The sequence below is a fragment of the Streptomyces sp. NPDC096310 genome (assembly GCF_044763125.1).
Taxonomy (GTDB): Bacteria; Actinomycetota; Actinomycetes; order Streptomycetales; family Streptomycetaceae; genus Streptomyces.
Genome location: NZ_JBIWFO010000013.1, coordinates 13481 through 26435, shown reverse-complemented (window position 1 = coordinate 26435; position 12955 = coordinate 13481). Strand labels below are relative to the sequence as shown.

The 12955-nt window shown below is 73.4% G+C and carries 10 protein-coding genes; 5 read left to right on the top strand and 5 right to left on the bottom strand.

The features are described from left to right. Positions 1-93: 93 nt before the first annotated feature. Together ACIQ7D_RS23090 and ACIQ7D_RS23085 are read left to right on the top strand one after the other, a co-directional pair. Positions 94-1176 (top strand): sugar phosphate nucleotidyltransferase, encoded by a 1083-nt coding sequence (locus tag ACIQ7D_RS23090; RefSeq protein ID WP_403940382.1) that lies wholly within the window; start codon positions 94-96, stop codon positions 1174-1176. A gap of 85 nt (positions 1177-1261) precedes the next feature. Continuing rightward, positions 1262-2272 carry a DNA-3-methyladenine glycosylase family protein gene (locus ACIQ7D_RS23085; RefSeq protein WP_403940380.1) on the top strand — a complete coding sequence of 337 codons (1011 nt, stop codon included), beginning with the start codon at positions 1262-1264 and terminating at the stop codon, positions 2270-2272. On the opposite strand, the gene ACIQ7D_RS23080 is transcribed toward ACIQ7D_RS23085, so the two are convergent. The 4 genes from ACIQ7D_RS23080 to ACIQ7D_RS23065 all read right to left on the bottom strand — a co-directional run bounded on the left by ACIQ7D_RS23080 (position 2208) and on the right by ACIQ7D_RS23065 (position 5637). Beyond that, positions 2208-2726 carry a hypothetical protein gene (locus ACIQ7D_RS23080; protein WP_403940378.1) on the bottom strand — a complete coding sequence of 173 codons (519 nt, stop codon included), beginning with the start codon at positions 2724-2726 and terminating at the stop codon, positions 2208-2210. The two genes, ACIQ7D_RS23085 and ACIQ7D_RS23080, sit on opposite strands and share 65 nt — an antisense overlap. A 63-nt stretch (positions 2727-2789) precedes the next feature. Continuing rightward, positions 2790-4118 carry a coenzyme F420-0:L-glutamate ligase gene (locus ACIQ7D_RS23075; protein WP_403940376.1) on the bottom strand — a complete coding sequence of 443 codons (1329 nt, stop codon included), beginning with the start codon at positions 4116-4118 and terminating at the stop codon, positions 2790-2792. Then, complete coding sequence (gene cofD, locus ACIQ7D_RS23070) at positions 4115-5071, bottom strand: 2-phospho-L-lactate transferase (RefSeq protein WP_403940374.1); 957 nt, start codon at positions 5069-5071, stop codon at positions 4115-4117. The genes ACIQ7D_RS23075 and cofD overlap by 4 nt, the downstream gene beginning before the upstream one ends. Positions 5072-5136: 65 nt before the next feature. Beyond that, on the bottom strand, positions 5137-5637 hold the full coding sequence (locus ACIQ7D_RS23065) for a cysteine dioxygenase (RefSeq protein ID WP_403940371.1): 501 nt from the start codon (positions 5635-5637) through the stop codon (positions 5137-5139). 677 nt (positions 5638-6314) lie between these two features. Between ACIQ7D_RS23065 and ACIQ7D_RS23060 the strand changes: the two genes are divergently transcribed. The 3 genes from ACIQ7D_RS23060 to ACIQ7D_RS23050 all read left to right on the top strand — a co-directional run bounded on the left by ACIQ7D_RS23060 (position 6315) and on the right by ACIQ7D_RS23050 (position 12238). Further along, positions 6315-6578, top strand: a complete 264-nt coding sequence (locus tag ACIQ7D_RS23060; protein ID WP_030742398.1) for a WhiB family transcriptional regulator — start codon at positions 6315-6317, stop codon at positions 6576-6578. 354 nt (positions 6579-6932) lie between these two features. After that, positions 6933-10664 (top strand): glycosyltransferase family 2 protein, encoded by a 3732-nt coding sequence (locus ACIQ7D_RS23055; RefSeq protein WP_403940369.1) that lies wholly within the window; start codon positions 6933-6935, stop codon positions 10662-10664. Continuing rightward, positions 10661-12238, top strand: coding sequence for a DUF5719 family protein (locus ACIQ7D_RS23050; RefSeq protein ID WP_403940367.1), 1578 nt, complete (start codon positions 10661-10663; stop codon positions 12236-12238). Before ACIQ7D_RS23055 ends, ACIQ7D_RS23050 begins: the two co-directional genes overlap by 4 nt. Positions 12239-12301: 63 nt before the next feature. Here ACIQ7D_RS23050 and ACIQ7D_RS23045 read toward each other — a convergent pair whose 3' ends face one another. Next, a complete protein-coding gene (locus tag ACIQ7D_RS23045; protein ID WP_403940608.1) occupies positions 12302-12730 on the bottom strand; it encodes a metallopeptidase family protein in 429 nt (142 codons plus the stop codon). Between the last annotated feature and the right edge of the window lie 225 nt (positions 12731-12955).

The window sequence follows — 12955 nt, the reverse complement described above, 5'->3', positions numbered from 1 at the left end:
CCACTGGTCAGTTCTTTGCGTGTACGCCTGTATGTATGTGCGTATGTACGTATGCACGAGGAACCGGCCCCAGCAGGAAGCGGAGACGACACGGTGACTGAAGCGATCCTTCTGGTCGGCGGCAAGGGCACCCGGCTCAGGCCCCTGACGGCGCGCACCCCGAAGCCCATGGTCCCGGCGGCCGGAGTCCCGTTCCTCACGCACCAACTGGCGCGGGCGAAGGCGGCCGGCGTCGAGCATGTCGTCCTCGCCACGTCGTATCTCGCGGAGGTCTTCGAACCGTACTTCGGGGACGGCTCGTCCCTCGGGCTGAGCCTGGAGTACGTGACCGAGCGCGATCCGCTCGGTACGGGCGGCGCCCTGCGCAATGTGGCGTCGCGGCTGCGCTCGGGCCCCGACGAGCCGGTGCTGATCTTCAACGGCGACATCCTGACCGGCCTCGACATCCGGGCCCTCGTCGCGACGCACACCGCGTCGGGGGCGGATGTCTCGCTGCACCTCACCCGGGTCGAGGACCCGCGCGCCTTCGGCCTGGTGCCGACGGACCCGGACGGGCGGGTGACGGCGTTCCTGGAGAAGCCGCAGACGCCGGAGGAGATCGTCACCGATCAGATCAACGCGGGTGCGTATGTCTTCCGGCGCTCGGTGATCGACGCCATCCCGGCGGGCCGGCCGGTCTCGGTGGAGCGGGAGACCTTCCCCGGTCTGCTGGCCGCCGGGGCCCATCTCCAGGGCATGGTCGACTCCACGTACTGGCTGGACCTGGGCACGCCCCGGGCGTTCGTACGCGGCTCCGCCGATCTTGTCCTGGGCCGCGCGCCCTCCCCGGCGATACCGGGCCGCTGCGGCGACCGGCTGGTCCTGCCGACTGCCTCGGTGGCCGCCGACGCGAAGGTCACGGCCGGCACGGTGGTCGCCGAGGGCGCCAGAATCGGCGCGGGCGCGCGCGTCACGGGGAGCGCGGTACTGGCCGGCGCGGTGGTGGAACCGGGCGCGGTCGTCACGGACTCGCTGATCGGCGCGGGCGCGCGGGTGGGGGCCCGTACGGTCCTGTCGGGGGTGGTGATCGGGGACGGCGCGGTGGTGGGCGCCGACAACGAACTGCGCGAGGGCGTACGGGTGTGGTGCGACGCGGTGCTCCCGGCGGGGGCGGTGCGCTTCTCGTCCGACGCGTAGGGGCCGTCCGGCCAGGGACTACCCTCGTGGGGACCCCGACACCCGAGGACTCGACCCCGAGGACCCGACCCCGAGGACCCCGCCCGTGGCAGGACGCTTCGCCCCCCGCCCCGCGCGCGCCGCGATCCCGGCGCGCCCGCCGGGCGCCGTCGTGCCCGCCCCCGCCCGCTCCCCGGAGGGGCTGCGCCGCCGCTGGACGCCTCCGGAGGGTGCGTACGACCTCGGGCTCACCCTGGGACCGCTCCGGCGCGGCCCCGGCGACCCGACCTTCCGGGCCGAGCCGGGCGGCGCGGTGCGCCGTGCCAGCCGGACGCCCGCCGGGCCGGGCGCGCTGCGGCTGGTCGCGCGGGGCGGCGGTGTGGACGCCGAGGCGTGGGGGCCCGGCGCGGACTGGCTGCTGGACCACCTCCCCGGCCTGCTCGGCGGATCCGACGAACCGGACGCCTTCGTACCGCGTCATCGGCTCCTCGTCGACGCGCTGCGGCGCCGCCCGGGGCTGCGGCTCTGCCGGACCGGGCTCGTACTGGAGTCGCTGATCCCGTCCGTCCTGGAGCAGAAGGTCACCACCGTCGAGGCGTACCGCGCCTGGCGCCTGCTGGTCCGCGCGTACGGCGAGCCCGCGCCCGGACCGCCCCTCGCATCCGGTGAGCCGCTGTACGTCATGCCGGACGCCAGGACATGGGCGCTCATCCCGTCCTGGGAGTGGCACAAGGCGGGGGTCGACGCCAAGCGCTCCGCGACCGTCCTGCGCGCCGTACGGGTCGCCCGCCGGCTGGAGGAGGCCGCGGAATTGGCGCCCGAGGAGGCCACGGCCCGTCTGGAGCTGATCCCCGGCATCGGCCCCTGGACCTCGGCGGAGGTGATCCAGCGGTCCAACGGCGCCCCCGACGCCGTCACCGTGGGCGACCTCCATCTGCCCGGCATCGTCGGCCACGCCTTGGCGGACGACCGGGACGCGGACGACACGGCGATGCTGGAACTGCTGACCCCGTACGCGGGCCAGCGTCACCGGGCGACCCGCCTGATCCTCCTCAGCGGCCGCACCCCGGCCCGCCGTGCGCCCCGTATGCCGATCCGGAACATCGCCCGTCTCTAGGAGCCTGTCGGGTGACCGCTGACCGGGCGGCCACGGCGACGCCGATGGCGATCCCCACGAGAGCGGCGAAGAGCACGACGTTCACCCAGCCCGCGACGAGTTCGGCCTGTGTGCCGTCGCCCCAGTGGCAGCGGGTGGACAGCGGAAGGAACCCCTCGACGACGGTGAGTTCGCCCCGAGGGCCCTTGTCGCCCAGGGAGGCGCCCACCGCCCGGTAGCAGGCGGTGCCCGTTCCTCCGCTGTCCCAGCCGACGGACAGCCCGGCCACGTAGGCCGGGAGCCCCGCACCGAGACTCAGCGCGACCAGCTCCACCCCGCGCCAGGGACCGCCGGCGGTACGGGAGAAGAACCAGCGCCTGCTGACGAGCAGATGGGCGGCCTTGACCAGGAGCAGCCCGACGCCGAACGGCATGGCGATGACCACCGCGTTGATCAGGCCGTCGGCGAGGTCCACGTTCCGCGATCGGCTCTCTGTCCGTAGGGGAGGGCCCGGCCGGGGCCCGCGTCCGGCGCATGTCTACCGCACCTCGATGAACGCCTCCGCCGGCCGCCCCGGACGCTCCTTCGGCGGGGCCGCCGCGTGGCCCACCGCGACCGCGCCCATCGGGTCCCACTCCTCGGGCAGGTCCAGCACCTCCCGAACCGCCTCGCGGCAGAACATCGTGGACGAGACCCACGCGGAGCCCAGCCGCTCGCCGGCCAGCGCGACCAGCAGATTCTGGACGCCCGCGCCCATCGCCACCACGAACATCTCGCGCTCGGCGCCGTCCCGCCGCTCGTCGCCGTACGTGTGCGAGCCGTCCGCCACCAGGCACGGCACCACCAGATACGGCGCCTTGCGCAGCACGTCCCCGCGCCGGACGCGGCGGGCGATCGACTCCTCGGACTTGCCGTCGCGGCGCAGGTCCGCGATCCACGCGTCGCGCATCGCGTCGAGGAGCCGCAGCCGGGCGGCCGGGGTCTCCAGGAGGACGAAGCGCCACGGTGTCGTGTGGTGCGGCGCCGGGGCGGTGATCGCCGCGGCGACCGCGCGGCGGACCGCGCCCGGGTCGACCGGCTCGTCGGTGAACTCGCGGACCGTACGGCGCTGGGTGACCGCTTCCCGTACCGCCTCGGAGGTGCCGAGCCGGAACATGTCGTCGGCGGCGACCCGAACCAGCGCGCGGGCGCCGGTGTCGGGGTTCTCCGGGTCTTCCGCGTCGTCGGCTCCGGCCGGGGTCACCAGGTGCCCCAGTCCGCTCACCACCGCCACCGGCAGGTGCTCCGCCTTGCCCTTCACCAGGTCACCGGCGGCGGCCAGCTCGTCCGCGAGGGCCACGACGGTCGCGGACAGCGGATTGCCGTGCGCGTCCGTGCCGCCCCGCAGGTCCTCCAGGACCCGTACGCCCGCCGCCCCGATCGCCACATCCGTCAGCCCGTTGCGCCAGGGCCGTCCGAAGGTGTCCGTGACGATCACGCCGAGGTCGAGCCCGAGCGCGTCCCGCAGTCCGTCCCGTATCGCCCGCGCCGAGGCGTCGGGGTCCTCGGGCAGCAGCAGGACCGTCCCGGGCGCGGTGTTGGAGGCGTCGACCCCGGCCGCGGCCATGACCAGCCCCTGCCGGTTCTCGACGATACGGAGCGGTCCGCGCCGCGCGACGACCCGCACCGTCTCCGCGTCGATCGCCGCCTCGCGGTCCGCCGCCTCCAGGATCCGGCCCTCGGCCTTGGAGACGATCTTCGAGGTGACCAGCAGGACATCGCCGTCCGCCAGCCCGGCACCGGCCGCCGCGATCAGCTTCGCCAGGTCGTCGCCGGGGCGCACCTCGGGCAGTCCCGGCAGCGCTCGGACGCCGTACGAGGGAGTCATGCGCGCACCTCCTCGGCCAGCGCCAGCGCCTCGCGCGCCATGGCGGCGGTGGTGTCCACGTCCGTCATCATCAGCGGGACCGCCCGGCTGCGGATGCCCGCGCCCTCGATCGCCTCCACCGCCCCGGCGTCCACCGTGTCGACCAGCCAGCCGTCGAGCAGCCCGGAGCCGTAGTGCAGGGCGACGGCGGTCGCCGTCGACTCGACGCCGATCGCGGCGAGCACCTTGTCGGCCATGCCGCGCACCGGGGCGTCCCCGACGATGGGGGAGAGGCCGACGACCGGCACGCCCGCCTCGGCGATCGCCTCCCGTATGCCGGGCACGGCGAGGATCGTGCCGATGCTGACCACCGGGTTCGACGGCGGGAAGAGGATGACGTCGGCGGCGGCGATCGCCTCCAGCACTCCCGGCGCCGGCTTGGCCTGGTCGGCGCCGACGGGGACGATCGCCCGCGCGTCCACGGACGCCCGCAGCCGCACCCAGTACTCCTGGAAGTGCACGGCCTTGCGTTCGCCGTCCACATCGACCGCGACATGGGTCTCGACGCGGTCGTCGGTCATCGGCAGCAGCCGTACACCCGGCTTCCAGCGGGCGCAGAGCGCTTCCGTGACGGCGCTGAGCGGATAGCCCGCGCTGATCATCTGCGTACGGACGATATGGGTGGCGAAGTCACGGTCGCCGAGGCCGAACCAGCCGGGCCCCACGCCGTACGCCGCCAGCTCCTCCTTGATCAGGAACGTCTCGTCGGTCCTTCCCCAGCCCTGTTCCTCATTGATGCCACCGCCGAGGGTGTACATCACGGTGTCGAGGTCCGGGCAGACCTTCAGCCCGAACAGATGGATGTCGTCGCCGGTGTTGCCGATCACCGTGACGTCCGCGTCGGGCGCGGCCCGCTTGAGGCCGCGCAGGAAACGGGCGCCGCCGATGCCGCCGGCCAGAACTACGATGCGCATGGGAGACAGTCTGTCAGCCGCAGGCTGATCGTTGAGGGGTGGTGGCCGGGTGACGGGTGGGCATGTCAGGCGGGTACGACATCCGTGGATTCCGGGGCGCAGCGGGCCGAGTGCATCGGCATCTCGGTCAGACCCGGGTAGTAGATGTGCAGGCTCACGGCCGGTTCGAGCGCGGCGTTGACCACTTCGTGGACGTAACCGGGGGCGAAGACCCGCTGCGCGCCCGGCGCGAGCGTCCGGCTTCCGCTCGGCGAACCCTCCGTCAGTTCCCCGTCGAGCACGGTCAGTACGCCGGAGGAGCGGCCGTGGTCGTGTGATCCGCTGCCCTGACCCGGCACCCAGGAGAGCAGCCACACCTCGTAGCCGGGGCCGGTGCGCAGCCGGCGGTACCAGCGGGTGGTCGCGTCGTACCGGACGTGCGGGGCCCACTGGGCACGGTCGGCCGCGAGGGTACGGGCGAGGCCGGCGAATTCGGCCACGGTGACCGGGTGCTCCCGGGCGGGGCGCAGGAGGTGCTGGACCTCAAGGAGGTCACCGGCGATCTGGATGTCGCTGTCGCTGTTCATGGGGTGCTGTGGTTCCTCGGCAGAGAAAGGACGTGCACTACCGGAAAAAGGGGAGGTGCCCGAAAAGGGGGAGGTGAGAGAGGTGCGACCGGAGCCCTGGGGGCTTCAACAGCCGGAACAGCTCGAACAGCGACAGCGCGTCTGGACAGCACTGCGGAATCCACGGAGGTGGGTCGCGGGGTGCGTGCGGTGCGCTGACATGAAACCTAAGGTCGCGAATCCCGTTCCGGATGTCAACCCAATGACCGATTTGGCCGCAATGTTTCACCTCATCCGGTTACTCCGTCCGGAGAAAGGTTTGTGCGTGAAGAGGTGCGGACACATGGGGCAGCGACCGTGCTCGTAAACACCTCGGCGCCCTCGTGACCAGACTGTGATCCGGATCGCTTCTGCGGCCGGATCCGCAACAAGATCGGGGTGCGTGACGTCTCTTCTGTCAGGAGAGGGGCAGGAGGGGGTGGATGCGGTGATGCGGGCAGGCCAGTGGCATGTGTCAGATTTTTGGTGATTTGAACACTTTCCGCATAGCCTTGGTTCCGCAGAGTGAATACCGGGCCCGATAGCAGATCTCGGCTTGACCGGACCGGAGCACACACTTGTAATTTCACTCGTGTCGTTCGGCCGAACTCGACAGCGGCCATACCCACGGGGACGCACAAGACAGACGAGGGGCGCACATGACCGAGCTGTTCCAACAACTGCTGGTCGAGGACGCGGAAGAGGAACTCGGCTGGCAGGAGCGCGCCTTGTGCGCCCAGACCGACCCCGAATCCTTCTTCCCCGAGAAGGGCGGTTCCACCCGCGAGGCGAAGAAGGTCTGCCTCGCCTGTGAAGTCCGTTCGGAATGCCTTGAGTACGCCCTCGCCAACGACGAGAGATTCGGTATCTGGGGCGGGTTGTCCGAGCGCGAGCGGCGCCGTCTGAAGAAGGCCGCCATCTGAACGCCGTCCGGCCGGGAACCGACCGCGGCAGGGGAATACCACCGCACGGCCCCTTACGTATACGTATAAGGCACGGTCCGCAGTCTGCACCTCCCCGCAGACGGCGGACCGTTGTGTTTCCCGGCCCGCCCGTCCCCGTCCCCGTCCCCGTTCCGCCCGTCCCCGGCCCTCGCCCCGCGCCCTTCCGTACCCCCGCGCGCCCCGCCCCGGGACCCGGCGGCGCGCCCGTCGCCGTACCGGGCACATCGAGCGCCGGGCGCCCCGCGCGTGTTCCTACCGTTAGTGTGGGGCCCCGTCCGAGACGCTCCCACGCCCCTTCGGGGCGACCCCCCGGCCGGAGGGCCCGCCACCTCAATGTCCCCCACCACCGCCGCGTTCGTTCCCGCCACCACCAGCGCCCCCGAGTTCCCGCGGCACGTCGTCACCGCCGTGCTCGTCGCCCACGACGGCGCGCGCTGGCTGCCCGACGCCCTCGCGGGCCTGCTCGGCCAGGAACGCCCCGTTCAGAACGTCATGGCAGCCGACACCGGCAGCGCCGACGACTCGGCCCGGCTGCTCACCGAGGCGCTCGGCGACGAGCGCGTGCTGCACCTCGCGCGCCGATCCGGCTTCGGCACGGCCGTGGAGGAGGCCGTCACGACCGCCGGGGTGATGACCCCCGACGATCTGCCCTATCTGAAGCGGCCCGGCGGCTGGGACCCCGTCACCAGGACCTGGCGCGACGAGAACTACGACCTGCCCGAACTGCCCCACGGCGAACCGGTGCAGTGGCTCTGGCTCCTCCACGACGACTGCGCGCCCGCGCCCGACGCGCTCGCCGAACTCCTGCGCGTCGCGGACTCCGACGAGTACGCCGCCGTCGTCGGCCCCAAACTCCGCGGCTGGTACGACCGCAAGCAACTCCTCGAAGTCGGCGTCACCATCGCCAACAGCGGGCGCCGCTGGACCGGGCTCGACCGCCGCGAACAGGACCAGGGCCAGCACGACCAGGTCCGTACCGTCCTGTCCGTCTCCTCCGCCGGCATGCTCATCCGCCGCGACGTCTGGGACGAACTCGGCGGCTTCGACCGCAGACTTCCGCTCATGCGCGACGACGTCGACCTGTGCTGGCGCGCGCACGCCGCGGGACACCGGGTCCTCGTCGCCCCCGACGCCGTCCTGCGGCACGCGGAGGCGTCCGCGCGCGAGCGCCGTACCGTCGACTGCGCGGGCCGCTCCGTCGTCAACCCGCACCGCGTCGACAAGGCCGGCGCCGTCTACACCATGCTCGTCAACGCGCGGTCCGCCGTCCTCCCGTACGTACTCTTCCGGCTCGTCCTCGGCACGCTCCTGCGCACCCTCGCCTATCTGGTGGGCAAGGCGCCGGGCCAGGCCGTCGACGAGGTCACCGGGCTTCTCGGCACCCTGTTGCGGCCCGGACGGATCATCAGCGCCCGCAAGGAACGCGGCAAGGGCGTCGTCGAGGCGGCCGAACTGCGCCCCCTTTTCCCGCCCGCCGGCGCGACCGTCCGCGCCACCGTCGAACAGATCGCCGCGAGCCTCGGCGGCGACTCCGACGCCGACACCGGCGGCTCACGCCACGGCGCCGTCGAGTCGGGCCCGGGCGGTGACGACGCCGACTACATGGAGATCGAACAGTTCGCGCGGCTGAAGAAGCTCGCGCACAAGCCGGGGCCCGTCCTCTTCGCGATCCTCCTCCTCGTCTCGCTCGTCGCCTGCCGCGGCCTGCTCGGCGGCGGCGCGCTCGCGGGCGGCGCCCTGCTGCCCGCCCCCGCCGACATCTCCGACCTCTGGTCCCGGTACGCGGACGGCTGGCACCCCGTGGGAACGGGCGTCACCGCCGCCGCGCCGCCCTACCTCGCCGTACTGGCCGCCCTGTCGGTCCTCTTCCTCGGCTCCACCGGCCTCGCGCTGACGGTGCTCCTCGTCTGCTCGGTCCCGCTCGCCGGGGTCACCGCGTACTTCGCCTCCCGCTCGCTCGTCCCCTCCCGGCTGCTGCGCGCCTGGGCGAGCGTCGCGTACGCCTTCCTGCCCGCCGCGACCGGCGCGCTCGCCACCGGCAGGCTCGGCACGGCCGTCCTCGCCGTGCTGCTGCCGCTGCTCGCCCGCGCCGCCGTCTCCGCGTACGCGATGCGGGGGGGCGCCGACCCGCAGACGCGCGGCAGCTGGCGCGCCACCTGGGCGTACGCCTTTCTGCTCACCTTCACGATGGCCTTCACGCCCGTCGTCTGGCCGCTGGCGCTGGTGCTGGGCCTCGGCGTGCTGGCGCTCCGCCGCGCCGAGATCGCCGCGTACGGACCGCGCGTCCTCGCCGCGCTCGGCACCCCGGTGCTGCTTCTCGCCCCCTGGTCGTTCTCGCTGCTCACCGATCCGTCCGCGCTCTTCCGCGAGGCGGGTCTGGAGTTCGGGACGGGGTCGGCCTCCGCGCTCGACCTGCTCGGGATGAGCCCCGGCGGCCCCAAGGCAGTCGGCGGTGTCCTGATGGCCGGGATCGTGCTGGCCGCGCTGGCGGCGCTGCTCCGCGCCGAGCGGCAGTTCGCGATCGGCTCGGCATGGCTGGTCGCGCTGGTCGCGCTGGTCTTCGCCGTGCTGTCCAACAACTCCGGCTGGGCCGGGCCCGCCACCCTCGTGTACGGCCTCGCGATGATCGCGGCGGCCATCCTCGGCGCGGACGGCGCGCGGATCAGGGTCGCCGCCGAGAGCTTCGGCTGGCGCCAGCCCGTCGCCGTACTCATCGCCGCCGCCGCCGGACTCGCCCCGCTGATCGCCTCCGTCGGCTGGATGTTCAGCGGCGCCGCGGGCCCGCTGGAGCGCCGCGACCCGGTCCAGGTGCCCGCGTTCGTCGCGGAGGAGAGCGTCACCCGCGACCAGCCGCGCACCCTGGTCCTCGGCGGCACCTCGCCCGCCGAGGTCTCGTACTCCCTGGTCCGCGGATCGGGCGGGCGGCTCGGTGACGCCGAGCTGACCGTGGCGGGCGGCGGCGACCCGCGGCTCGACAAGGTCGTCGCGAACCTCGTCGCCGGCTCCGGCGCCGACCAGACCGACACGCTCAGCGGCTTCGCGATCCGTTACGTCCTGGTACGGGACGGCGCCCCCGCCGAGACCGGCCGCACCCTCGACGCCACCCCGGGGCTGACCCGGCTGAGCCAGCTCGACGGCAGCGCGCTGTGGCGCGTGGACCGGCAGATCTCGCGCGCCACGATCGTCGACGGCAAGGGCGACGGCGAGTCGCTCGCGGTCGCCTCCGGGCCCGTCGAGGCGCACGCGGAGATCCCGGCGGGCGCCGCCGGGCGCGTGCTGCGGATCGCGGACCGGGCCGCCGAGGGATGGCAGGCCACCCTCGACGGCGAGGAGCTGACCAGGAGGACCGTCGACGGCTGGGCCCAGGGCTTCGAACTCCCCGCCGAGGGCGGCCGTCTCGACCTCACCTACGAGGACCCGATCACCCACACCGCGTGGGTCTGGACCCAGGGCGCGCTCGCCGTCGTCCTGCTGGTGCTCGCCCTGCCGGGGCGGCGCCGCGAGATCGACGACGACCTGCCCGACGAGGACGTGGAGATCCCGGCGCAGCCCGTGGAGGGCGAGGGCCGCAGGGCGCGCCGGCTCCGGGCGGCTGCCGAGGCCGAGGAGGCCGCCACGGCCCCCGAGGACGGCGCGGCCCCCGGGGCGGCGACGGCCACGGCGGTGGCGGACGAGGGACAGCGGCAGGCATACGGGGCCGTGCCCGCGCAGCCGGCGTACGACGAGTGGGACAGCTCCACGTACGCCAACGCCAACGCCGGCCCGACCGTGAACCCGGACCTGAACGCGGGTGCGGGTACGGACCCGAACGCGGGCACGGACCCCTACCAGGCGCCGCACTACGCCGAGGACCCGTACCAGCAGCAGTACCAGCAGCCGCAGCAGCCCTATCAGGGCGACCCCTACCAGCAGCAGGGCGCCCCGTACACGGAGCCCGGGGCGTACGACCCGCAGCAGTACGGCGGGCAGCCCTACGACCCGTACGGGTACGGCACACAGCAGCCCTACGCCGACGGCGACCAGAACGACCCGCGCCAGCGCCCCGACGGGAGCAGCAACCAGTGAACCGTACGACCCTCTCCCTCATCGCGGCCGCCACCGCCCTCGCCGCCGTCACCGGTTTCGCCTCGATGTCCGCCCCGGCCGACGCGGAGACGACGACCGCAGGCGCCGCCGCCCGGCTCCCCGTGGAGCGCACCAGCCGGCTCTGCCCTGCGCCCAGCGTCTCGGACGTCGCGGAGACCACGTACACCTCCATCACGCCCACCGGGAAGGGCGGCGCGGACAGCGGGCCCGCCGCCGACGCGGGCGGCTCCGCCGAACTCAGGGAGTCCACCGTCACGCTCGCCGAACCGGGCGGCGCGGACGACGACAAGAAGGACGAGAAGGAGGACGAGAAGAAGCAGGACGACGCGGCGAAGGGCTCAGCCGCGGCCGGGAAGTCCTTCGTCACCCTCAAGGAGCCCGGCACCCCGGTCTCCGCCGAGTCGAGCGGCGCCAGCTCGCCCGCGCTCGTCGGCACGGCCACGGGCCGCTTCGCCCCCGGCTGGACCACGCAGCAGACCACCACGGTGAGCGTGGGCGGCGCGCGCGGCCTGCTCGGGATGACCTGCACCGCGCCCGACACCGACTTCTGGTTCCCCGGCGCCAGCACCGAGCGCTCCCGCCAGGACTACGTCCACCTCACCAACCCCGACGACACCGTCGCCATCGTGGACATCGAGCTGTACGGGGCGGACGGCGCCGTCAAGGCCGAGACGGGGGAGGGCATTCCGGTGCCCGCCCGGTCCAGCGTCCCGGTGCTGCTCTCCACCCTGACCAGCGAGGTCGCGCCCAATGTGACCGTCCATGTCTCCACCCGCGCGGGCCGGGTCGGCGCGGCGGTGCGGGCCGCCGACGACGCGGGCGGCAGCGACTGGCTGACCTCCTCCGGCGCCCCGGCGGGCAGCGTGGTGCTGCCGGGCATCCCGGCGGACGCGACGGACGTACGGCTGGTGGCGCTCGCGACCGGGTCCGCCGACGCCGACCTGAAGGTGCAGCTCGCCACCCCCGAGGGCACGATCACCCCGGCGGGACACGAGAGCCTGCACGTCAAGTCGCAGATGACGGCCGCGCTTGAACTGGGGGACATCACCAAGGGCGAGGCGGGTTCGCTGGTCCTCACCCCGTCGTCGGGGCGCGGGGCCCCGGTGGTCGCGGCGCTGCGCGTGGTGCGGGGCAAGGGCGAGAAGCGGGAGATCGCGTTCATCCCGGCGACCGCCCCCATCGCCTCGCGCGCGACGGTGGCCGACAACCGCGCCAAGGGCTCGACGCTCTCGCTGACCGCGCCCGGCGCCTCCGCGAAGGTCAAGGTCACGTCCTCGCCGGGCACCGGGGGCGGCGAGGCCACGGTGGAGACGTACACGGTCAAGGCCCGCTCGACCCTGGCCGTCACCCCGAAGGCACCCGCCGGGCTGAAGGGTGCGTACGCGTTGACGGTCGAGCCGGAGTCGGGCGGTCCGGTCCATGCGGCCCGCACGCTGGAGGTGCCGGAGGACGGCGTTCCGATGTTCACGGTGCAGACCCTGCCGGACGACCGGGGGACCGTGTCCGTACCGAAGGCCAAGGAAGACCTGTCCATCCTGGACGACGGGAAGTAGCGCGCCTCGGCGAGCTTCCCTCGGCGAGCGCGCCTCGGCGTCCGCCTGCTCACGGACCCCCGGTCACTCCTGGCCGTACCGGGGGTCGACGGACTCCGGCGCCAGCCCCAGCAGCTCCGCGACCTGCTCGACGACGACCTCGTGCACCAGGAGCGCGCGGTCGTCACGGTTCTTGGTACGGAGCTCCACGGGCCGGCGGTAGACGATGATCCGTGCCGGTCGGTCCTTGCCCGCCGCAGCCGAGCTGCCCAGCGGAACGGTGTCCTCCAGGGTGCTGGGCACCTCCATGACCAGGAAGTCGACATCGGAGAGCTGCGGCCAGCGCCGCTCCAGCCGGTCCACGGAGTCCCGTACGAGATCGCGGAAGGACTCCGAGCGGCTGGTCGAGAGCGGCACCTGGGGCGGGGCGACCGGCCCGCGCATCCCGCGGCCGTGGCGGTCGCGGCGGCGCGGCCGTGGCTCGGGCGAACGGGGCGGTACTGGACTGTCCATCACTGACGCAGGGTAGCTCCCCGCGGCGCCCCGTCATCGAGGCCCGAACCCTGTCGGACGCCATGTCGCATATTGAACATTCAGGCCAAGCTTCAGCTCGCTTCCCGGCGTACGCGTGATCGTCGATCACGCCTTCCTTGACGGGTTTGTCCCAAGTCGCGACCGCATGACGGGCTGTCGTCGACCGGTCACGTCTCTTTCCGTGCAGGTCAGGGCAGTTGATTC

Coding starts and splice junctions, on each gene's coding strand:
- ACIQ7D_RS23075 (WP_403940376.1), bottom strand. CDS start 4,118: ATGACTCCCTCGTACGGCGTCCGAGCGCTGCCGGGACTGCCCGAGGTG.
- cofD (WP_403940374.1), bottom strand. CDS start 5,071: ATGCGCATCGTAGTTCTGGCCGGCGGCATCGGCGGCGCCCGTTTCCTG.
- ACIQ7D_RS23065 (WP_403940371.1), bottom strand. CDS start 5,637: ATGAACAGCGACAGCGACATCCAGATCGCCGGTGACCTCCTTGAGGTC.
- ACIQ7D_RS23060 (WP_030742398.1), top strand. CDS start 6,315: ATGACCGAGCTGTTCCAACAACTGCTGGTCGAGGACGCGGAAGAGGAA.
- ACIQ7D_RS23055 (WP_403940369.1), top strand. CDS start 6,933: ATGTCCCCCACCACCGCCGCGTTCGTTCCCGCCACCACCAGCGCCCCC.
- ACIQ7D_RS23045 (WP_403940608.1), bottom strand. CDS start 12,730: ATGGACAGTCCAGTACCGCCCCGTTCGCCCGAGCCACGGCCGCGCCGC.